Annotated in this window: 20 protein-coding genes; 6 read left to right on the top strand and 14 right to left on the bottom strand. The window is 71.4% G+C overall.

The window, feature by feature from the left end; translation table 11 throughout:
- Positions 1–5 precede the first annotated feature (5 nt).
- Positions 6–1,235 (bottom strand): cytochrome P450, encoded by a 1,230-nt coding sequence (locus tag AB0I15_RS28190; protein ID WP_358101703.1) that lies wholly within the window; start codon positions 1,233–1,235, stop codon positions 6–8.
- Between the two features lie 126 nt (positions 1,236–1,361).
- Here AB0I15_RS28190 and AB0I15_RS28185 point away from each other — a divergent pair, with 126 nt between their 5' ends.
- Entirely contained in the window at positions 1,362–2,741 is a 1,380-nt protein-coding gene (locus AB0I15_RS28185; protein WP_358101701.1) for an FG-GAP and VCBS repeat-containing protein, read from the top strand.
- A 30-nt stretch (positions 2,742–2,771) separates the two neighbouring features.
- On the opposite strand, the gene AB0I15_RS28180 is transcribed toward AB0I15_RS28185, so the two are convergent.
- From AB0I15_RS28180 to AB0I15_RS28155, 6 genes are read right to left on the bottom strand one after another with little or no spacing between them, the layout of a single operon-like run.
- Positions 2,772–4,262: a HAMP domain-containing sensor histidine kinase gene (locus tag AB0I15_RS28180; protein ID WP_358101699.1), complete on the bottom strand. Its 1,491-nt coding sequence runs from the start codon at positions 4,260–4,262 to the stop codon at positions 2,772–2,774.
- A gap of 31 nt (positions 4,263–4,293) precedes the next feature.
- A complete protein-coding gene (locus AB0I15_RS28175; RefSeq protein WP_358101697.1) occupies positions 4,294–4,986 on the bottom strand; it encodes a response regulator transcription factor in 693 nt (230 codons plus the stop codon).
- A complete protein-coding gene (locus AB0I15_RS28170; protein WP_358101695.1) occupies positions 4,983–5,552 on the bottom strand; it encodes a hypothetical protein in 570 nt (189 codons plus the stop codon). Before AB0I15_RS28170 ends, AB0I15_RS28175 begins: the two co-directional genes overlap by 4 nt.
- Before the next feature lie 10 nt (positions 5,553–5,562).
- A complete protein-coding gene (locus AB0I15_RS28165) occupies positions 5,563–6,831 on the bottom strand; it encodes an ABC transporter permease (RefSeq protein ID WP_358101693.1) in 1,269 nt (422 codons plus the stop codon).
- Positions 6,828–7,610: an ABC transporter ATP-binding protein gene (locus tag AB0I15_RS28160; RefSeq protein ID WP_358101691.1), complete on the bottom strand. Its 783-nt coding sequence runs from the start codon at positions 7,608–7,610 to the stop codon at positions 6,828–6,830. Before AB0I15_RS28160 ends, AB0I15_RS28165 begins: the two co-directional genes overlap by 4 nt.
- Positions 7,607–8,788 (bottom strand): biotin/lipoyl-binding protein, encoded by a 1,182-nt coding sequence (locus tag AB0I15_RS28155; RefSeq protein ID WP_358101689.1) that lies wholly within the window; start codon positions 8,786–8,788, stop codon positions 7,607–7,609. The genes AB0I15_RS28160 and AB0I15_RS28155 overlap by 4 nt, the downstream gene beginning before the upstream one ends.
- A gap of 146 nt (positions 8,789–8,934) precedes the next feature.
- On the opposite strand from AB0I15_RS28155, the gene AB0I15_RS28150 reads away from it, so the two are divergent.
- The gene (locus tag AB0I15_RS28150) at positions 8,935–10,584 is read left to right on the top strand and encodes an efflux RND transporter periplasmic adaptor subunit (protein ID WP_358101687.1); all 1,650 of its coding nucleotides are present in this window, start codon (positions 8,935–8,937) and stop codon (positions 10,582–10,584) included.
- Positions 10,585–10,816: 232 nt separating this feature from the next.
- On the opposite strand, the gene AB0I15_RS28145 is transcribed toward AB0I15_RS28150, so the two are convergent.
- From AB0I15_RS28145 to AB0I15_RS28135, 3 genes are all read right to left on the bottom strand, one after another.
- Entirely contained in the window at positions 10,817–12,379 is a 1,563-nt protein-coding gene (locus AB0I15_RS28145; RefSeq protein ID WP_358101685.1) for an alkaline phosphatase D family protein, read from the bottom strand.
- Between the two features lie 94 nt (positions 12,380–12,473).
- A complete protein-coding gene (locus AB0I15_RS28140) occupies positions 12,474–13,073 on the bottom strand; it encodes an HAD family phosphatase (RefSeq protein ID WP_358101683.1) in 600 nt (199 codons plus the stop codon).
- Complete coding sequence (locus AB0I15_RS28135; RefSeq protein ID WP_358101681.1) at positions 13,070–13,888, bottom strand: hypothetical protein; 819 nt, start codon at positions 13,886–13,888, stop codon at positions 13,070–13,072. Before AB0I15_RS28135 ends, AB0I15_RS28140 begins: the two co-directional genes overlap by 4 nt.
- Positions 13,889–14,055: 167 nt before the next feature.
- Here AB0I15_RS28135 and arfB point away from each other — a divergent pair, with 167 nt between their 5' ends.
- Positions 14,056–14,463: an alternative ribosome rescue aminoacyl-tRNA hydrolase ArfB gene (arfB, locus tag AB0I15_RS28130; RefSeq protein WP_358101679.1), complete on the top strand. Its 408-nt coding sequence runs from the start codon at positions 14,056–14,058 to the stop codon at positions 14,461–14,463.
- A gap of 22 nt (positions 14,464–14,485) precedes the next feature.
- Here the strand turns inward: arfB and AB0I15_RS28125 are convergent, their stop codons facing one another.
- Positions 14,486–14,926: an NUDIX hydrolase gene (locus AB0I15_RS28125; RefSeq protein ID WP_358101677.1), complete on the bottom strand. Its 441-nt coding sequence runs from the start codon at positions 14,924–14,926 to the stop codon at positions 14,486–14,488.
- A gap of 77 nt (positions 14,927–15,003) precedes the next feature.
- On the opposite strand from AB0I15_RS28125, the gene AB0I15_RS28120 reads away from it, so the two are divergent.
- From AB0I15_RS28120 to AB0I15_RS28110, 3 genes are all read left to right on the top strand, one after another.
- The gene (locus AB0I15_RS28120; RefSeq protein WP_358101675.1) at positions 15,004–15,933 is read left to right on the top strand and encodes an acyl-ACP desaturase; all 930 of its coding nucleotides are present in this window, start codon (positions 15,004–15,006) and stop codon (positions 15,931–15,933) included.
- 229 nt (positions 15,934–16,162) lie between these two features.
- Entirely contained in the window at positions 16,163–18,274 is a 2,112-nt protein-coding gene (locus tag AB0I15_RS28115; RefSeq protein ID WP_358101673.1) for an AarF/UbiB family protein, read from the top strand.
- Positions 18,275–18,386: 112 nt separating this feature from the next.
- On the top strand, positions 18,387–18,920 hold the full coding sequence (locus tag AB0I15_RS28110; RefSeq protein ID WP_358101671.1) for an NAD(P)H-dependent oxidoreductase: 534 nt from the start codon (positions 18,387–18,389) through the stop codon (positions 18,918–18,920).
- A gap of 185 nt (positions 18,921–19,105) precedes the next feature.
- Here the strand turns inward: AB0I15_RS28110 and AB0I15_RS28105 are convergent, their stop codons facing one another.
- From AB0I15_RS28105 to AB0I15_RS28095, 3 genes are all read right to left on the bottom strand, one after another.
- Positions 19,106–19,444 carry a hypothetical protein gene (locus AB0I15_RS28105; RefSeq protein ID WP_358101669.1) on the bottom strand — a complete coding sequence of 113 codons (339 nt, stop codon included), beginning with the start codon at positions 19,442–19,444 and terminating at the stop codon, positions 19,106–19,108.
- A 217-nt stretch (positions 19,445–19,661) separates the two neighbouring features.
- The gene (locus tag AB0I15_RS28100; protein WP_358101667.1) at positions 19,662–20,285 is read right to left on the bottom strand and encodes a hypothetical protein; all 624 of its coding nucleotides are present in this window, start codon (positions 20,283–20,285) and stop codon (positions 19,662–19,664) included.
- A gap of 44 nt (positions 20,286–20,329) precedes the next feature.
- Positions 20,330–21,070 (bottom strand): HAD-IIA family hydrolase, encoded by a 741-nt coding sequence (locus AB0I15_RS28095; protein WP_358101808.1) that lies wholly within the window; start codon positions 21,068–21,070, stop codon positions 20,330–20,332.
- Positions 21,071–21,084: the final 14 nt, after the last annotated feature.

The raw sequence follows: 21,084 nt of genomic DNA, 5'->3' as shown, positions 1-21,084 counted from the left end.
CGGCTCTAGAAGGTGAAGGGCTGGCTGCGGACGCTGTTGTCGAAGTTGGACAGCAGCAGCTCGGGCTCGCCGACCGAGCGGATGTCGGGCAGCCGGGTCAGCAACTGGCGGAACATCGTGCGCATCTCCTGCCTGGCCAGGTTGGCGCCCAGGCAGAAGTGCGGCCCTGGGCCGCCGAAGCCGACGTGCGGCTTGGCGTCGCGGGTGATGTCGAACGTGTCGGCGCCGGGGAAGACCGACTCGTCGCGGTTGGCGGAGCCGTAGAAGAGCACGACCTTGTCGCCCTGCTTCAGCTCCAGGCCGCGCAGCGAGTAGTCCTCGGTGACCGTGCGCCGGAACTGCATGATCGGCGACACGTAGCGGACCATCTCCTCGATCGCGCCGTTGATGTGCGCGTCGAAGTCGCTCGTCAGCAGCTCGCGCTGCGCCGGGTTGTCGGTGAGCAGCTTGATGCCGTGGGCCATCGTGTTGCGGGCCGTCTCGTTGCCCGCGACCAGCAGCAGCGCGAAGAACGAGCCGAGCTCCTTGTCGGTGAGCTTCTCGCCGTCGGGGTTGGCGTTGACCAGCAGCGAGACCAGGTCGCCCCGGGGGTCGGCGGCCCGCTCGTGGCCGAGCTTGATGACCATGCGCTGCAGGGCGAGCAGGGCCAGCATGTTCTGGCCGGCGAGCTGGACGCTGCGGGCCAGGCTGGGGCGCACGCCGGTGTAGGCGGTGGAGACGTCGACGTGCTGGTGGACCTTCTCGCGCAGCTCCTGCGGGATGTCGAGCATGTCGCAGATCACGTGGATGGGCAGCCGGGCGGCCACCTGGGAGACGAAGTCGCGGGGCCCTTCCCTGACCACGTCGTCGACGATGCGGGCGCACGCGGCCTCGATGTCGCTCTGTAGCCCCGCCAGCATCTTCGGGCTGAACGAGCGGGTGACGATCCGGCGCAGGCGCGCGTGGCGGGGGTCGTCCATGTTGACCATCGACTCGCCGAACACCTGCTTCACCCAGCCGGGCGGCTCGGGGTTGGTGACGGCGGGCTCGCTGGAGAAGATCTTGGCGTTGCGGCTGGCCTCGACCACGTCCGCGTGCCGTACGAGGGCGTAGAAGCCCTTGCCCGAGCGGAGCAGCGGCACTTTCTTCTCAGGGAAGAACACCGGATGCTCCAACTGCCGGAGCCGGGCGAACGCCTCATTTCGCTCTTTGAGGGATTTGCGCCAGAAATCCAAGTCCGCGAGGTCGATGTCCACCCGACTATCCTGGCACGTTCCCGCGACACGTAAGCCGGTGAGCGATGGAGGATGTGCATCCTGCCCTCCTGGCCCGTTCTCATGCCGTTCAGACCGGGTTCGACCTGCCTGGACATGAATGCCGGTATGAATGCGTTGCTCGCCGCCTGCCTGATTCTTCCTCTCGCTTCCGGTACGGCCCCCGCCACCGCCCGGTCGTGCGGCGGCCACCCCCTCGACTTCGACGCCGACGGCCGCCCCGACCTCGCCGTGGCCGCCCCCTACGACGCCTCCAGGGCCGGCTCCGTCACCGTGATGTACGGCTCCGGCCAGAAGGCCCGGCTCCGCCAGGACCACGCCGAGCCGGGCGACTCGTTCGGGTCGGCGCTGGCCGTGGGCGACTTCAACGGAGACCGCTGCGCCGACCTGGCCGTGGGGGTGTCGGAGGAGTTCGCCGGGAAGCGGGTGCCCGGGGGCGACGGCAACGGGGTCGTGCAGCTCTTCAACGGCTCCCCCGAGGGGCTCATGGCCGGCAAGGAGCTGGCGCTGGCCAAGCCCGGCAGCGACCGGTTCGGGGCCGCGCTGGCGGCGGGCGACTTCGACGGGGACGGGAAGGACGAGCTGGCCGTGGGGGCTCCGAGCCATCGGTCCGGCGGGGCAGTGACCGTGTACTGGATGAAGGGGCGGGGGCCGTACCAGATCACGCAGCGGACGCCGTGGGTCCGGCAGGCGGCGAGCGTCACCGACCAGTGGGGGGCGGCGCTGGCGACCGGGGACTTCGACGGCGACGGAAAGGACGAGCTGGTCGTCGGCGCGCCCGCCGACAGCGTGAAACTGGACGGGCAGGGCTCCGTCACCGTCGTCGACGTGCGCGCGAAGCGGGCGCGGCTGCTCACGCAGAGCACGCCGGGGATCATGGGGGCCTCCGAGAAGTGGGACAACTTCGGGGCCGCGCTCGCCACCGGGGACTTCAACGGGGACGGCCGGGCCGACCTGGCCATCGGCGTGCCGGGCGAGGGTCTCAGCCAGAACCAGCGGGCCATGGACTACGGCGACGGCACCGTGGACGTGCTGTACGGCTCACGCGCCGGCCTGCGCACCGACAGGACCGAGGCGTGGTCGCAGAACTCGCTCGAGGGCAAACCCCGCTACTACGACCGGTTCGGGGCGTCGCTGGCGGCGGGCGACTTCAACGGGGACGGGAAGGACGAGCTGGCCATCGGCGTGCCCGGCGAGAAGGCCGTCCAGGTGCTGGCCGGACGGGCCTCGGGCGGGCTGACCCGGGTGGGCAACCTGCTGATCAAGGGCAAGGGCCGCGACTTCGGGGCCTCCGTCGCGGCGATGCCGGCGTGGGGCGAGCGCTACCGGTCGCTGACCAGGCAGCGGCCCCTGTACGGGCTGGTGGTGGCCGCGCCCGACCAGGGCCTCGTGATGTACGCCCCCGGGCGGCGCACGTCCGGCCTCAAGCTGGGCAAGGTCCGCCGCCTCGGCGAGGGCTCAGGACTCTACGGGTACGCCTTCGGCTGACAGGGCCGAAGACCGAGCTCAAAACCGAGTTCAGGGTTCCGCGGACAGACCGTCGGCCGAGCCCTCGACCGGCAGGATCACCCGGAACAGGGCGCCCTTGCCGGGCTCCGACTCCGCCATGACGACACCCCCGTGCGCCTCCACCAGTGTGGCCGCGATCGACAGCCCCAGCCCGGAACCGCCCACGCTCCGCGCCGGATCCGCCCGGTAGAAGCGCTCGAACACCCGCTCCGCCACCTCGGGCGCAAACCCGGGCCCCTCGTCGGCCACCTCCACCACGGCCTGGTCACCGTCCACGCCCACCCGCACCTGGAAAGGCGTGCCGGGCGGGGTGTGGGTGAGCGCGTTGGTGACGAGGTTGTTGAGCACCTGCCCGAGGCGCGGCTCGTCGCCGGTCACGATGACGTCCTCCTCACCGCCGAACAGCCGGACCAGCTCGATCCTGCGGTCGGGAGCCAGCGTCTGGGCGTCGATCACGGTGGTGGCCGCCAGGCTGAGCAGGTCCACCGGCCGCCTGGCCAGCGCGCGCCGCTGGTCGAGCCGGGCCAGCAGCAGCATGTCCTCCACCAGCAGCCCCATCCGCGCCGCCTGCCCCTCGATACGGCTCAGCAGCCGTACGGCCTCGGCCAGGTCCTTCTCCTCCCCCAGCCGGTACAGCTCCGCGAACCCCCTGATCGAGGTCAGCGGCGTGCGCAGCTCGTGCGAGGCGTCGGCCATGAACCGGCGCATCAGCTCCTCCGAGCGCCGGGCCGTCGTGGCGGACTCGCGCGCCGCCTCCGCCGCCGCCTCCCGCTCGCGCGCCGCCACCTCGATCTGGGCGAGCATGGTGTTGAGCGCGCGGCCGAGCTTGCCCACCTCCGTGGTGCCCGCCCACAGCGGCACGCGGCGCGACAGGTCGCCGCCGGCGATGTCCTTCGCGGTACGCGCGATCTCGCCGAGCGGCCGAAGACTCCGGCGTACCATCCAGTAGCAGGCGAACCCGAGCACGATCAGCGTGCCGCCGCCGGCCACCACGACGACCAGGCCGAGCTGGGAGACCGTGGCCTGCACATCGCCGAGGCTGATGGCCAGCACCCGGCTCCCGCCCTGGCGGATCGGCACGGCGACCACCCGCCAGCTCGGGCCGCCGGTGCCGCGCGACTCCACCGTGAAGGGCCGCCCCCTGCGGCGGATGACGTCGTCGATGGTCAGGCGGGGCAGGTCGGGCGTGTACTCCTCGGTCGACTCGCTGACCGTCCTGACCAGGAGACCGCCGGAGTCCAGCACGACGCCGTGGAACAGGCCGAAGAAGCGCTGGGGCCGCCCGTCCGGGCGCGGCTCGGGCGGCGGGGGCACGTCGTCGCGCCAGGGCATGGTGGCGGACCGGAGCTGCTGGTCGACGCGCTCGACGAGATAGCCGCGCATCAGCCGCACGGCGAACAGGCCGGTCAGCGTGATGGCGAGGGTGACCAGCAGGAGCGTGACCGTGAGGAGCCGCAGCCAGAGCGGGGCCCTGGCCAGTTGCTTCCTGACACGGCTCACAGAAGCCTCACAGGCGGGTTCACAGGCGGGTTCACAGGCGGGGCGGGCGCAGGATGTAGCCGACCCCGCGCAGGGTGTGCAGGTATTTGCGCTCGCCGGTGTCCACCTTGCGGCGCAGATAGGAGACGTACGACTCCACCAGGCCGACGTCGGTGCGCCAGTCGCCGTTCCAGACGTGGTCGAGGATCTGCGTCTTCGACAGGACCCGGCCCACGTTGAGCATGAAGTAGCGCAGGAGCCTGAACTCCGTCGGCGACAGGCGTACCGGGACGCCGTCCCGCCAGACCTCGTGGCTCTCCTCGTCCAGCTCCAGGTCGGCCACCCGCATCCGGTTCGGCGGCGGCGCGCCCCTGCGGGTCCTGCGCAGCACCGCCCGGATCCGGGCGATGACCTCCTCCAGGCTGAACGGCTTGGTCACGTAGTCCTCACCGAGCCCCAGCCCGGCGATCCGGTCCTCGGAGGTGTCCTTGGCCGTCACGAACAGCACCGGGACCCGGCGGCCGCGGGACCGCAGCCTGCCCGCGACCGCCAGGCCGTCGAGATCGGGCAGCATCACGTCGAGCATCACCAGGTCAGGGGAGCTCTCCTCGGCCACCCGGAGGGCCTCCTTGCCGTCGGCGGCGGTCAGCACCTCGAACCCGGCCATGCGCAGGCTGGCCGAGAACAGCTCCCTGATGTTGGGCTCGTCGTCGACCACCAGCAGCCTGGCCTCGGGTTCGGTCATCGCGGGCCGCCTCCCTGCCCGCCCTGGGTGATCGCGACCGCCGTCACCGTGCCGTCGCCGGCCTTGCTGCCGCGCACCACGACCGGGGTGCCGGTCCGGAGGTCGGACACCTTGCCTTCCTTGCTGATCGTGACCGCGGTCTTGTCGTCGGTGGTCACGGTGACGGTGGCGCCGTCGCCGGTCCTGACGTACAGCCTGCCGTCCTCGACCTTCTCCACGGTGCCCATGGTCGCGCCACCGCCGCCGCCCATGCGCTGCCCGAAGCCGCCCGGCTGGCCCCCGCCCTGCTGCTGGCCCTCGCCCGGCCGGCCGCCGCCCTGCCGCTGGCCGCCGCCGTACCCCTGGGGCTGGCCGAAGCCGGACTGCGGCGCGCCGGCCTGCGGGCCAGGCGCCGGGGAGCCGAACAGGTCGTTCGCCTGGATGCCGAGCAGGATCCCGGCCACCAGCACGACCCCGGCGCCCAGCGCGAGCGTGAGCTTGGAGGTGCCGCTCCTGGGCTGGACGGCGAGCTCCTCCCGAAGGTCGTCGGGGAACGGCGAGGAGTCCAGCTTGTCCAGCTTGTCCATGTCCTTCTCCTTACTCATGGCGCAGGGCCTGGATCGGCCTCAGCTTGGCCGCCCTGTTGGCGGGATAACTGCCGAAGAACAGCCCGATCCCCACGGAGACGCCCAGCGCCAGCGCGACCGACGACGGCACGAGGACCGGCTCGATGCCGGCGATGGTGAACCTGGTCCCCACGAACGCCACCAGCACCCCCGACAGCCCGCCCACCAGGCTCAGCAACGTCGCCTCCAGCAGGAACTGGCCCAGGATCGCGCTCCTGGGCGCGCCGATGGCCTTGCGGATGCCGATCTCGCGCGTGCGCTCGGTGACGGTCACGAGCATGATGTTCGTGATGCCGATGCCGCCCACCAGCAGCGAGATCGCGGCGACGGCGCCCAGCAGCACGGTGAAGGTGCCGGTCGCCTCACTGACGGTCTCCTGCAACGTGGCCTGGTTGAGTATGCGGTAGTCGGGGTTGTCGTTCGTGATGCCGTGTCGTTGGTTGAGGATAGCCGTGACCTCGGCCTGCGCCGTCGTGGTGGCCCCCGCCCCGGTCGCCTGCACGACGATCTGGTTGAGCGAGCCGAACCCGCTCAGGCTCTGCTGCACGGCGGGCAGCGGCGCGATCGCGACGTCGTCGGCGTCCTGCATGCCGGTGGAGCCGGCCTCCTTCAGCACGCCGACCACCGTGAACGGCACCCCGGACACGCTGACCTGCTTGCCGATCGGATCGACGGTGCCGAACAGCTCCTCCACGACGGTCTGCCCGAGCACCACGACCTTCCTGGCGGCCAGCACGTCGTCGTTGAAGAAGTAGGTGCCCTTGGCCACGGGCTTGTTCACGGCCTCGAAATAGCTCGGGTACGTGCCCACGAACTGCGCGATCGCGTGGCTGGCGGCGCCGTACGCGGCGGTCGCGGAGGAGGCGTTCACGATCGGCGAGACGGTCTTCACCGAGGGGGCGACGGTCCTGTCGGTCAGCGCCTTGGCGTCGGCCAGGCTGAGCTGCCTGGCCTGCGTACGCGGCCCGGTGTTCCCGGCACCGCCCCCGCCCCCGCCGGGAGCGCGCATGCCGCCTCCACCGCCACCGCCGCCGCCCGAGAAGGACGGGGAGACGGTCAGTGTGTTGGCGCCCAGGCGCTGGATGTTCTGCTGGATGCTCTGCGAGGAGCCCTCGCCGACGGCGACCAGCAGGATGACCGCGGCCACGCCGATGAGGATGCCGAGCGTGGTCAGCGAGCTGCGCATCTTGTTGGCCAGCAGGCCGCGCAGCGCGAAGCGGAGGATCTCGAGGCGGTTCACCGGGCCGCCCTCTCGAGCGCCGGCGGCGGGCCGTCCTTCTCCGCCGGCCGCGGCGGCGGGCCGTCCACCGGCGCCTGGCGGCGATCCGCCACGACCTCGCCGTCCACCAGCCTGATCACCCGTTTGGCGTGCGCGGCCACGTCGTCCTCGTGCGTGATGATCACGATCGTGCGGCCGGACTCGCTGAGCCGGTCCATGATCTCCAGGACGTCGCCCGTGGAGGCGGTGTCGAGGTTGCCGGTCGGCTCGTCGGCCAGCAGCAGCGCGGGCGCGGTGACCAGCGCCCTGGCCACGGCCACGCGCTGCTGCTGGCCACCGGAGAGCTGGTTCGGCTCGTGGTGTGCGCGGTCGGCCAGGCCGACCTGGTCCAGCGCGGCCAGGGCGCGGGCACGCCGCTCGGCCTGGCCGACGCCGCCGTACACGAGCGGCAGCTCCACGTTGGCCAGCGCGCTCATGCGCGGGATGAGGTTGAACGACTGGAAGACGAACCCGACCCTGCGGTTGCGCAGGATGGCGAGCTGGTGCTCGTCCAGGCGGCCCACGTCGGCACCGTCGATCAGGTACGTGCCCGAACTGGGGATGTCGAGGCAGCCCAGGATGTTCATGAGCGTGGACTTGCCGGAGCCGGACGCCCCCATGATCGCGACGTAGTCGCCCCGCTCGACGTCCAGGCTAATGCCGCGCAGGGCGCGTACCTTGGCGTCGCCCTCGCCGTACTCCTTGACGAGGTCGCGCACCCGCAGGACCGGTAGCGGCTCTTCGGCGCTGACGGCCGTCATCGCCCGCCTCCCGGCATGCCGCCGCCACCGGGGAAGCCGCCCCCGCCGAACTGGCGCTGGTTCCCGCCGCCGCCCGTGGTGCCGGTCGAGGTGCCGGTCGAGGTGCCGGTCGAGGTGGCCGGCGGCACGATCTGGTCGCCTTCCGACACGCCCGACGTGATCTCGGTCATGGCCGTGCCCCGCACGCCGACCTCGACCGGGGTCCTGGTCCGCGTGCCGTTCCTGAGCACGGTGACCGAGGTCTGGCCGCCGCTGGTGGAGATCGCGGTGGAGGGCACGGTGACGACGTTCTCGGCCTGGCCGACCACGACCTCGACGGTGGCGGTCTGGCCCAGCCTGACCTGGCTCGGGACCTTGGTGAAAGTGACGGTGACCGGGTATTGGACGACGTTGTTGCTGGTGGCGGCGACCGGCTCGATCTGGGTGACCTTGCCGGTGGCGCTCACGCCCGGCAGGGCGTCGAACGTGACCGTGGCCTGCTGGCCCTGCTTGAGCTTGCCGACGTCCGACTCGGTGAAGGTGCCGACGAGCTGCAGCTTCGTGGTGTCGGCCAGCTCGACGAAACCGCTGGAGCTCTGCCCGGTGCTCTGGCCTGTGCTCTGGCCTGTGCTCTGGCCTGTGCTCTGACCGCTGCTCTGGCCTGTGCTCTGGCCGCTGGCCGACCCTCCTGAGGCGGACCCGCCGACGGAGCCGTTCACCGCCGTGACGGTGGCCTTGAACGGGGCCCTCAGCACGGTGGCCGCGACCACGCGCTGGGCCTCCCGGTAGGCGTTGCGGGCCTTGATGTAGGCGGCGTAGAGCGCGGCCGTCTCCGTCCCGTCGTCCAGGGCGCTGTCGTACGTGGCCTTGGCCGCCGACAGGCTCTCCTGGGCGGCGTCGTCGTCCAGCCGGGCCAGGAGGTCGCCCTTGGCCACCTTGTCGCCCGCCTTGACGTAGACCTTCCGCACGGTTCCGCTCGTACCGAACGAGAGCGCTCTGGCCTGGGAACTCTCCACCGCGCCCGACGCGGACACGGAGGCGGTCACGGAGCCACGGCTCGCGGTCACCGTCCGGACGGTCGTCTCCCCTGCGGCCTGGCCCGTGCCGAGCTGCGCGTAGGCGAGCCCGGCACCGCCCAGCAGGAGCACCGTGAGCGCTCCGTTGGTAATCAGCGCTCTGCGCCTGATCGACACCTTCACAGCCGGTGACCCTTGCACACAATGCTGCGCCGCAGCCGCGAGCAAGCTGAACGTTCGCTGACAGACCGTGGGCGCGCGCCGGCGTACAGCCGATCCTTAGGGTGCTCGCAGCGTGGCTCGATCTTGCCCCGTCAGGATGGGCGGCCATGAGACCGACTTTCGCGCTGGGCGGGCTCGCCCTGGCCGTGCTCGTGGCCGGGTCCGGCCTGGCACTGGCGCTGCGCGACGACGCCCCGCCCACCGTCCAGGTACGGCTGGCCGCCGCCCAGCGTGGGCAGGTCACGGCCTCGGTCAGCGCGGCGGGCAGCACGGTGGACGGCTCGCGCAGGGACCTGGCGTTCGGCTCCTCGGGGACGTTGACGAAGGTGTACGTCAAGGCCGGGGCGCAGGTGAAGAAGGGGCAGGTCCTGGCGCGGATCGACGGGCGGGGGGCGCGGGAGGCGTACACGGCCGCCAAGGCCGACCTGGCCGCCGCCCAGGAAGCCCTGGAAACGGCCACCACGACCACCACGACCACCACGTCGGCGGGCACGACCGCGACCTGCGCACCGGCGGCCGGAGCCGCCTACGGCCCATCGGACCCGCCCACCACGACCAAAGGCACCGCGTCCCAGGGCACCGCCACCACGGCCAAGAACACCGCGTCCCAGGGCACCGGCGCCGTGGCCAAGGGCACCGGTGCCGATCCCGGTGGCGGGGTGGGCGCGTCCGCCGGGGGGCCGGCTCCTTCGCCGAGCTTCAGCCCGCGACCCACCTCCACCGGCCCCGGCGAGCCTGAGCCGCAGCCCACGGTCACCGTGACGGCCACCGTCACCGCAACGGTCACCGCGACCGCGACTGTGACCATGACCGCGACTGTGACCGCGCCCGTCACGGCCACCCCGACGGGCGGCGCCTCGAACGGCGGCACCTCCGGCACAGGCGGGACCGAGCAGCCCGCAGGGCGCCCGTCCGCGAGCGGCACCCCGTCCCCCTCCCCCACCGTCTCCCCTTCGGCGGGCAGGCCGTCCGCGGGTGCGAAGCCGTCGGCGAGCGGCCGGCCCACCGGGGCGGGCAAGCCCTCGGCCAGGCAGAGCGCCGGCGGCGACCGTCCGTCCCAGGGTTCCTGCGCCCGCGCGGGCGGCACCGGCGCGGCCAAGGGCGGGCTCAGCGAGGAGCAGGCCGCCGCGAACGTGGACCGCGCGGAAGCCGCACTCGAGGAGGCCGCCGACGCCGTACGGGCCACCCGCATCGTGGCCCCGGCGGCGGGCACGATCCTGTCGGTCGCGGGCGGGACCGGCGACACGGCGGGGACCGGCACCTTCATCAGCCTCGGAAACCTGAACGAACTGCAGGTCCAGGCCATGGTCACCGAGTCCGACGTGAACCGGCTCAAGCTCGGCCAAAAAGCCCAGGTCACCCTGGCCACCCGCAGCGGCGAGCGCCACACGGGCACGGTGACGGCGATCGCGCCGACCGCGACGGTGGACGGCCAGCTCGTCCGCTACTCGGTCACCCTCGCCTTCGACGAGCCGCCGTCGAGGCTGATGCTCGGCCAGACCGCCTCGGTGACGGTCACCACCGAGGAGGCCGAGGACACGATCTACGTGCCGGCCGCCGCCGTCCGCAGCCGGTCGGACGGGGCCCAGGTGGTCACCGTGCGCTCCGGCGGGCGGGACTCGGCGAAGGTGGTCGAGACAGGCGTGCGCGGCGACCAGTACGTGGAGGTCACCGCGGGTCTGGGCGAGAGCGACCAGATCGTCCTGTCGGGCGGCACGTCGGGCGAGTTCCCCGACGGAAGCTGGCCCGACGCATGAGCAGGCCGGTCCGGACGGTCACCACCCGCCCGCCCGGCCCGGTCTCCCGGCCGGATCCCGGCGAACCTGCCACCCGGGATCCGGCCGGGGCTTCACCCCGCAACCCCGCAGCCCCGCAGCCCCACAACCCACAACCCCGCAGCCCCACAGCCCCACAGCCCCGGGGCGCCGGTTTTGGGCGGTTGGGCGGTTGGGCGGTTGAGCGAATCCTCAGCGGGCTTTCAGCGAACGTTCAGCCTGCGCGGGGCGCCGCCCCGGCCTGTGCCGCCGCCGACTCGGCCGCCGTGACGGACGGGATCGTGAGCCGGTGGGAGGTCTTGGCGCGGGCCCCCTTGCGGGAGATGTAGTCGAGGGTGCGGAAGTCCACCGACAGCTCGTCGCGGCTCAGCCGGGCCACCAGGTACCCCCGCCGCTGGTCGATGTACGACAGGTGCGGGTTCTCCTGCAGCGCCTCGGCGATCCACGTCCGGTCCCGGTACCCGTCGCCGTCGCTGGCGATCGAGGAGGCCACCAGTTCCCTGGCCACCACCGGGGAGTCCGGGTCGTCGAAGTCGGTCTTGAGCTCGGCCAGGTGGTGCATGTGCGCGTCCCCGGTCAGCACCACCGGGTTGGGCGTGCGCGCCAGCGACTCCAGCAGCCGCGTGCGCTCGGCCGCGTACCCGTCCCAGGAGTCCAGGTTCACCTCGCGCCCCGGGCCGACCTTGTAGTCGCGGTGGGCCATCATGATCTGCTGCCCGAGCAGGTTCCAGCGCGTGGTGGAGCCGTTCAGGCCGCTCTCCAGCCAGCGCCACTGGTCGGTCCCGAGCAGCGTGCGCTTGTCCGCCAGCCGGTCGTCACAGCCCGCCCGTACGCCGTCCAGGCACGCCTGGTCGTCGCGGAACTGCCGGGTGTCCAGCAGGTGGAAGCGCGCCAGCGTGCCCCAGGAGACGCGGCGGTTCACCCGGAGCACCGCCCCCTGGAGGCTGGCACGGCGCAGCGGCATGTTCTCGTAGTACGCCCTGAACGCCTCCGCCCGCCTCCTGGCGAAGCCCGGCGCGCCGGTGCTGGAGACGGGCCCGGCCCAGTTGTTCTCAATCTCGTGGTCGTCGAAGGCCACCAGCCACGGCGCCACGGCGTGGGCGGCCTGAAGGTCGTGGTCGCTCTTGTACTGGGCGTGCCGCAGCCGGTAGTCGGCGAGCGTCTGGCACTTGCCGGGCGTGTGGGTGCGGACGCGGCCGGCCAGCGCGGTGTAGCCGCTGGGGCCGTACTCGTACAGGTAGTCCCCGAGGAACACCACCAGGTCGGGCTCCTGCTCGGCGAGGCGGCGGTAGGCGGTGTAGTAGCCGTGCTCGTAGTGCGCGCACGCGGCCACCGCGAACGTGAGCGGCGTCTCCCCCTGCGGCGTCGTCCTGGTACGCCCGGCCGGCGACAGCCGGCCCTGGCTCTTGAAGCGGTAGAAGTACTCGCGCCCCGGCTGCAGCCCCTTCAGCTCCACGTGGACGCTGTGGGCGTCGCGTGCCCTGGCGGTGGCCGTGCCGGACTCGGCGATCGTGGTGAAGCGCTCGTCGGTGGCGACCTGCCACTGCACGTCCACGTCGCGGGCGGGCATGCCGCCGCGGCCGTCACCGCTGAGCGGCTCGACGGCCAGCCTGGTCCACAGGACGAAGCCGTCGGCGGAGGGGTCGCCGGAGGCCACACCCAGGGTGAACGGGTCGGATCTGAGGGTTCTGGACGAGGAGGCGGCCGCCGCCTGGGGGACGGCCTGCGGAAGGAGGAGTCCGGCTGTCGCCGCTGTCAGGAAGGCTCTGCGGTCCACGCCCCCAGGTATGTCCACCCGCGCTGACACCGCCGTGACACTGGAGTCAAGCGCGGATGAACAGCAAAGGTCGTCCGGCGTTTTCGCCCTGCCGTCAGCGCGCGGCCCCCGGCACGTCGGGCAGTGTTACGCGGAGCGCGGCAGCATCGGTGAAGAGCACGCCCTTCATGCCCGCGCGTTCGGCGCCCGTCACGTTCTCCTCGCGGTCGTCGATGAAGACGACCTCTGAGGGGTCGGTGCCGAGTGCGCGGGCCACCTCGTCGTAGATCTCCCTGTCGGGTTTGACCAGGCCCATCCGGCCGCTGTAGAAGCGGTGGCCGATCGCGGCGATCCAGGGCAGCTCGTCCAGGCCCTCTCCGACGCAGATGGGCGCGTTGGACAGCAGCGCCACGTCACGCTCCGCCGCGAGCAGCTCGCCGAGCAGGGCCACCGTCTCCTGGTTGGGGTAGGCCCAGCTCGCGACGTCCATGGCGACCAGCCGGGCGATCTCCGTGTGACCGGCGGGCCGGCCGAGTACGGCCGACCAGTACGCGTACGGGGTCAGGCTCGCCCGGTCGAAGTCCAGCCGATGCTCCCAGTAGGCGCGCTTGAACGCCTCGGGCTCGGCGTCCACGGCCCGCGCCATGGCCTCGGCGTCGGACTCGGGCTGCGGAAGGGACAGGACACCGCCGTAGTCGAAGACTATCCACGTCATGCCAGGAATGGTCGCAGATGCGGGTCCAGCGCCGGGCAGCCCAGGTATTTCTCGACGGTGTGGAAGTCGATCCAGTCGAGGTTGACGAGCTCTTCGACGTCGATGCCGGTGAAGCTGCGGGCCAGATCGGGTGGGATGGCGGCGATGTCGTCCTTGTCGGCGATGTTCACCCAGCGCCCGACGCCCCGGGGCCGCTCACCGCGGCCGTTGATGGGGGCGGGCAGGAGGCGCTCGAAGACGACGTTGCGCATGCCGAGCGGGCTGCCGAGGGTGATCAGCAGGTCGATCTCGAGGTCGGGGTTGGCCCACAGGGTCTCGTACGCGACCACGCTGCCGAGCGAGTGGGCGATGACCACCTTCGGCCGGTGCCTCCTGATGACCGCCGCCACGGCGCCCCGGCACCGCTCGCGCCTGGCCTGGTCGGTGAGGTAGGCCGCCACCTCCGGCGCGAACAGCTTGGCGAACGTCGCCGACCTGTCGTCCAGCCGGGTCAGCAGCCAGCCGGTGAACGACTTGAGCGCGCCCGTGACGTGCTCGCCCACGCCGAGGTTGCGCGCCCAGTCGACGAGGACCCGCTGCGTCTGGGCCTCCATGGCGGCCTGCGCCCGCTTCGGCACGGCGCCGTCGTCGTCGCGCAGGTGGTGGGAGAAGTAGGCGATCTCCGTGAAGTACGTCCCGGTGTCTCCCCCGAGCGCCGCGTGCAGGTAGCGGTCCCATTTCAGCCGCATCGCCTCCGCCGCCCCCGCCGCGGACCGGTTCGCCTGGAGGTAGTACTTGTACTTTCCTATCCCGTGCACGCCGACGATGCCGCCCACCGCGCCTCCCCTGTACCCCGTGATCTTTTCGCGCGATATTGACATACGCCGCTTGCGACCGGCCGTCAAATGGTTTCGTGGGCGAAATGCCATTGCGGGCGGCATATAGCAGCCAGATACGGTGACATCTCGTACATACGGAGTGTTGGAGAACAGGAGCCCCACCCATGCCCGGCCCACTGGTCGTCAACGACTCGGTCGTCATCCCCGAGGCCGAGCTCGTCTGGCGCTTCTCCCGCTCGTCAGGCCCGGGCGGTCAGGGCGTCAACACGACCGACAGCCGGGTGGAGCTGACCTTCTCCGTGGCCGAGAGCATCGCCCTGCCGCCCGCGCTGAAGGCCAGGGCGCTCGAACGGCTCGGCTCGGACACGATCACGATCGCCGCCTCCGAATACCGCTCCCAGCTCCGCAACCGCGAGGCCGCCATGCACCGGCTGGCCCAGCGCCTGCGCGAGGCCATCGCCGCGCCGCCCAAGCGCCGCCGCCCCACCAAACCCAGCCGCGGCGCCGTCGAGCGCCGCATCGCCGGCAAGAAGCACCGCTCCGACGTCAAGCGCCTGCGCCGCAACATCTGACCCGCGCCTCCGAGAGGGCCGCCTAGCAGATGAGCCGGGGCAGGGCCGCGATGCTGGCCGACAGGTAGCCCGCCACCGCCCTGGGCATCAGGTTCCTGGACGTGATCTCCGTACGGTCCAGCCGGACCCGCTCCACCTCGTACAGCCCCCGGGACGGATCCTCGAACTCGGGCCCGTGCCGCAGCCCCGGGTCCATGGCGACCAGCCGGCAGCCGTAGACGTGCTGGGTCTTGACCTCCCCCTCGCACGGATACGACATGGTGACCAGAGGCGTCACCGCGTGGACCGTCGCGCCGAGTTCCTCCAGCAACTCCCGGTGCAGGGTGTCCTCCAGCGAATCGTCCTGCGGCTCCACGTGCCCGCCTGGCACGGTCCAGTACAGAGCCCGTCCCGGGACCGTGCGCCGGAAGAGGACGAGCCGCTCGTGATGATCGAGCAGGACACCGCGGACACTAGGTCGCATACGACCACCCTATTTGACCGGTATGTCCTTCGGGTAGCCTAACCTACGGTACCGTAACCTGAAGGAGAAGATCTTTTATGGCGATGACTCAGACGGAGCTGCTGCACGAGCTCGAGCCCGTGGTCGCCGGGGAGCTCGACCGCCACGAGAAAATGGCCAAAGAGTGGTTCCCGCACGAGTACATCCCGTGGAGCGAAGGCCGCGACTTCGACGGCATCTACGGGGGCGAGGCGTGGCAGGAGAGCGACTCCAAGATCCCCGAAGCGGCGCGGGTGTCGCTCATCGTCAACCTCCTGACCGAGGACAACCTCCCCAGCTACCACCACGAGATCGCCACGACGTTCGGCCGCGACGGCGCCTGGGGCACCTGGGTGCACCGGTGGACGGCCGAGGAGGACCGGCACGGCACCGCCCTGCGCGACTACCTGACCGTCACCCGCGCCGTCGACCCCGTCGCGCTGGAGCGCATGCGCATGGCGCACATGGAGGCCGGCTTCACCACCGAGTACAGCACCATGCTGCAGCAGCTCGCGTACGTCTCCTTCCAGGAGCTGGCCACCCGCATCGCGCACCGCAACACCGGCCGCGCCTCCGGCGACGAGGGCTGTGAGCGGCTGCTGGCCAGGATCGCCGCCGACGAGAACCTGCACATGCTCTTCTACCGCAACCTGCTCAAGGCGGCCTTCGAACTCGACCCGAACCAGACGATGCGCTCGGTGACCGACGTCGTCACCACGTTCCAGATGCCGGGCCAGGGGATGCCGGGCTTCGCCCGCAAGGCCCTGATCATCGCGAACGAGGGCATCTACGACCTGCGGCTGCACCTCGACGACGTGCTCATGCCGGTGCTGCGGCAGTGGGCGGTGTTCGACAAGACCGGGCTGGACGCCGAGGGCGAGAAGGCCCGCGAGGAGCTGGCCTCGTTCCTGGAGAAGACGGAGCTGACGGCGTCGAAGTTCGTCGAGCGCCGGGAAGAGCGCCGCGCCCGCGCCGCCGGCCGCCAGTAACCACCCGCCGCTCAACCGCCGCCCGCCGACACCGGCCGCCTGCCACAAGGCGGCCGGGGCGCAGGCGGCGAACCCCGAGCGCCGGACCTGAGGGCCGGCTGGCCGACCGCCCAGGGGGCCGCAAGCCGGAGCTGAGAGCCGGAGTAGCCGGTCGCCCGAGGGCCGAGGGCCGGGTGGGCCGGGGGCGGGGATGGGTGCGAAGTGGACGGGCGTGGGAGGATCCTGGCCCATGGATCTCCCCGCCCAGCTCCTCGTCGCGATCGCCGCGCTGGTGATGATCATGCTGCTCGCCGTCGCGGCGCAGCGGCTGCTGGACGTCAGGTTCGGCATGGCGCGCACGTTCCTGGCCGCGCTGCTCGCGTTCGGGCTGGCCCAGCCGGTGCTGACACCGATCCTGAGCGTGATCGGCCCGATGAACTCCGTGCAGCCGCCGCCCGACGCCGCCGCGCTGGGGCTGTTCCTGCTGGCCATCATGTGCGTGGTGCTCATCCCGATGGTGATCCTCGTGCTGGCCGAGGCGCTCGTCCCGCCGGGCTCGATCCCGGGGCCGCTGGAGCTCGTACGCTCCCTGCGCGGCCGCCTGTCCCGGGCCCGGCGTTACTCCCAGATCACCAGGATCGCCATCCGGCACGGCCTCGGCCCCTACCTGCGGGGCCGGGGCGAACGGCTGGAGGACCGCTCGGGCAAGCTGCGCCTGGCCAGGTCGCTGCGCGAGGCGCTCGACGACGGCGGGGTCACGTTCGTCAAGCTCGGCCAGGTCCTCTCGACGCGGCGCGACCTGCTGCCGGCCGAGTTCGTGGACGAGCTGGGGCGGCTTCAGGACCAGGTCGCGCCGGCGCCCTGGGAGCAGATCGAGCCCGTGCTCACCGGGGAGCTGGGCGGGCCGGTCGAGGAGGTGTTCGCCGAGTTCGGCCGGGAGCCGCTGGCCGCCGCCTCCATCGGGCAGGTGCACACCGCCCGGCTGCACTCGGGCGAGAGCGTCGTGGTCAAGGTGCAGCGGCCCGGCATCGGCGGGGTCGTCGGCAAGGACCTCGACATCGTCCGCCGGCTGGCCGCCACGCTGGAGTCCAGGACCCGCTGGGGCCGCTCGCTCGGGCTGCGCGACCTGGCGGAGGGGTTCGCCGCGGCCATCCGCGAGGAGCTCGACTTCCGCGTCGAGGCCGCCAACATGGCCGCCGTGGCCATCTCGGGCGGCGGCGTCACGTACCCGGCCCCGGTCACGGCCATGTGCACGGAACGGGTCCTCGTCATGCAGCGCCTGGACGGCACCCCCATCGCCAGAGCCGCCACCCTGGCCGGAAACGGGGCCTCCGGCGGTCCCGTCCCGGGAGCCGCCGGGACCGCCCCCAAGCCACCCGCGGGGACGACCGCGGGTACGACCATGGGGGCCGCCTCCGAGAGCCATGACGGAGACGATGGGGCGCGGCTGGCGCGTGATCTGCTCGACTGCCTGCTCAAGCAGATCCTCGTCGAAGGCGTCTTCCACGCCGACCCGCATCCGGGCAACCTCCTGCTCCTGGAGGACGGCACACTCGGCCTGCTCGACTTCGGATCGGTCGGCCGGCTCGACTCCTCCGTACGCTCGGCGCTGCAGCGCTTCCTGCTCGCCATGAACCGCCAGGACCCCATGGGCGTCACCGACGCGCTGCTGGAGGTGGTGCCCAGGCCGGAGGACATCGACGAGGCCGCGCTCGAACGGGCGCTCGGCCAGTTCATGGCCCGGCACGTGGCGCCCGGCATGGACAGCGTCCAGATGTTCACCGACCTGTTCAAGATCGTCTCGGCGTACGGGCTGTCGATCCCGCCCGAGGTGGCGGCCGTCTTCCGGGCGCTGGCCACGCTGGAGGGCACGCTCGTACGCCTCTCACCCGGCTTCAACCTCATCGGCGAGGCCCGCGCGTTCGCCGGCCGCTACCTGGCCGAGCAGGTCACCCCGGAGACGGTCAGGGAGACCGTCACCCACGAGCTGGCCGCGCTGCTGCCGATGCTGCGCCGCCTGCCCCGCCGCGTCGAGCGCATCGCCAGCGCCGCCGAGCACGACAGGTTCGGCATGAACGTGCGGCTGCTGGCCGACGAGCGCGACCGCCGCTACCTGACGGGCCTGCTGCACCAAGTCCTGCTCACGGTGCTCGGCGCCACGGCGGGGGTGATGGCGGTCATCCTGCTGGGCGCCGACGGCGGACCCATGGTGCTGGCGTCGACGTCGTTGTTCCAGCTCATCGGCTACAACCTGCTGGTGATCTCGGCGATCCTCGTGCTGCGCGTGCTGGCCGTCATCTTCCGCCGCCCGAGGAGCACCGACGATCATCACTCGTACCCGAGCGGTTCCCACGGCCGGTAAAAGCCCCTCCCCGTGCGGCAAAAGCTGTGCGCCTCTTGACCCGGAGCTGGTCTTGGACATCCGAGGCATCGGGCAGGTTCTCGGTAACACCGGAACCCTTGGGGAGCAGTAGGTGAAAATCATTGGGATCGCCGCAAGTCTCCACGCGGGGTCTTTCATCACCAGATTGCTGGACGCGGCGGGCGGCGAACTGCCGGCGCACGTCGGCTTCGAAGCGTGGCAGAGACTGGACGAGATCCCTCCGTACGGGGCCGGCCCCGTACCGGCCTCGGCGTGCGAGCTGGTCGCGCTGGTCTCCTCGGGGGACGCGCTGCTGCTGACCGCTCCCGAGCACAGCCTGCTGCCGCCCGAGCTGATGTACGCGCTGGACTGGATGGCGGCGGGCCAGGGACTGTCGGGCAAGCACGTGGCGGTGATGAGCGCGAGCGCGCGCGCCTGCGGGGCGATGTGGGCCCAGGCGGAGCTGTTCAAGCAGTTGCAGGGGGCGGGGGCCGTCGTGATGGGGGCCGAGCTGGTGATCTCCCCCGTCTGGCCGCACTTCGACGAGCACGGCCACCTCACGGACCCGGCACTCCGCGCCCAGGTACGGGCCGTCGTCGGCCAACTCTGCCCAGCCGAGGCCCTGGAACCCGCCCTGTCCCTCTGAAGAGGTCAAGGGCAGGACCGCGTGGACCGGACGAGACCCCAGAGGCTCAGTCCAAGCGGAGCCTCCAGCGGGTCTCCGGATTCATGCGGCGCGACCCCGGCAAAGCTCCCGTCGGGGCACGGGCAGGCACCCGGCCTGCCGCCCACCTTGCGCCCCTGACGGGAGAGTCACCGTCGCCGTTCCGGCTACGCGCCGACCTTCTCCAGCAGACGATCCAGCTTGGAGCCCAAACCGGTGACATCGGACCGGAGGCCGGTGATCTCGGCATCGACGGCCGCGAAGCGCTTGTCCATCTCGATCCGCACCGCTGAGATCTCCGTCTTGACCTCGACGACGTCGCCCTTGAGCTCCGCAATGTCGCTCTTCATCACCGCGACATCGCCCTTCAGCCCCGCGACGTCACCCTTCAGCCCTGCGATGTCCCCCTGCATGACGATGATGTCGCCCTTCATCACGGCAACATCATCCTTCAACCCCGCGATGTCGCCCTTCATCACGGAGATGTCGCTCTGCACCACCTTCACACGCTCATTGACCTCGTAGAGGAGATCAGCGTGATAGTCGAGTTCCCTTGAGTGTTCTAGCCTGCACTTTTCTGAGTTCGGCCTGTACGTGCACGCCCCTGCCCCTAAGCTCGTCGGAAGGGACCTGGCTACTAACTTTAGCCGGGTCCCTACTTTGCGTCAGCACATGATTGCAGACAGTACGCGCGCGTGTGGGCCGTATTTCATGAGAGTTCTTTTACCTTCGGTCCTCGATCTCCCACAGGTGGTCGATGATGTGCCAGGCGATGCGGCGCAGGGCGTAGCGGGGTGGCCAGGTCGTGGTGGCGGGTGGGGTCCAGGGGCGGGAGAGGGTCTCGGCGAGGTCCGTACGCAGCGCCTCCCGGTCCTCATGCGACCTGTACGGCTTGTGCCTGACGCCCACCATCCTGGCGTACGAGCGCTCCGCCTCCGTCACATGGTCGACGATCTTCGTACGGTCGCGCCCGCCCCCGCGCGGCCCCTTGCGCAGGTCCTCGGGGGAGACGGCGGCGGTCTCGTCGAAGAGCTCCCAGGCCGCCCGCATGAGGGCCACCTGCCGCTCGGCCTCCGGCCCCGGCAGCGGCTCGAGGTCCAGATCGGGCACCTGGTACGGCACCCCGAAGTCCGTCGTCCCCGCCCCCTGTACCCGCCCCACCACCTCGGGCTCGCCCGGCGTGAACTCCAGCCCGGCCCGGTCGGCGATCACCCGGTAGCGGGGCACGTAGTCCATGAGCCGGTCGATGGCCGCCTCCTCGCCCTTGTCGATCCGGCACCAGCCGGGCCAGTCGAGCGAGCAGGCGAACACCTTCTTCGGGCCGATCTCCAGGTACAGGCGGTTCATGGCTCCTCAGCCTGCCACGTGTACCTGTCAGCGGCCGTCAGGTATCAGATGAGGTCGATGAGGTCGGCCACCGAGTTGACGACCAGCGACGGACGGTAGGGGAAGCGGTCGATCTCGTGGCGCTGGGTGACGCCGGTCAGGACGAGGATCGTGAACAGGCCGGCCTCCATGCCGGAGACGATGTCGGTGTCCATGCGGTCGCCGATCATGGCGGTCGTCTCGCTGTGGCCCTCGATCTCGTTGATCGCGCTGCGCATCATGCGGGGGTTGGGCTTGCCGACGAAGTAGGGGGCGACGCCGGTGGCCTTGGTGATGAGGGCGGCCACGGCGCCGCAGGCCGGCAGGGAGCCCTCGGTGGAGGGGCCGACGGGGTCGGGGTTGGTGGCGATGAAGCGGGCGCCGGCCTCGATGAGGCGGATGGCGCGGGTGATCTGGGTGAAGCTGTAGGTGCGGGTCTCGCCGAGCACCACGTAGTCGGGGCCGAGGTCGGTCAGGATGTAGCCGACCTCGTGCAGCGCCGTGGTCAGGCCGGCCTCGCCGATGACGTACGCCGAGCCGCCCGCGCGCTGGTCGTGCAGGAACTGGGCGGTGGCCAGCGCGGAGGTCCAGATGGACTCGGCGGGGACGTCGAGCCCCGCCCCGCTCAGCCGCACCGACAGGTCGCGCTGGGTGTAGATGGAGTTGTTCGTCAGCACCCTGAATTTCTTGCCCGATTCGCTGAGCCGTTTGATGAATTCGTCCGCACCGGGGATCGGCCGCCCCTCGTGGACGAGCACGCCGTCCATGTCGGACAACCAGG

Origin of the sequence: Nonomuraea sp. NPDC050643 (assembly GCF_040654715.1) — a bacterium.
In the GTDB taxonomy this organism is placed as follows: domain Bacteria; phylum Actinomycetota; class Actinomycetes; order Streptosporangiales; family Streptosporangiaceae; genus Nonomuraea.
Note: the sequence above shows the minus strand (reverse complement) of the source record. Positions and strands in the feature narration are given on the sequence as shown.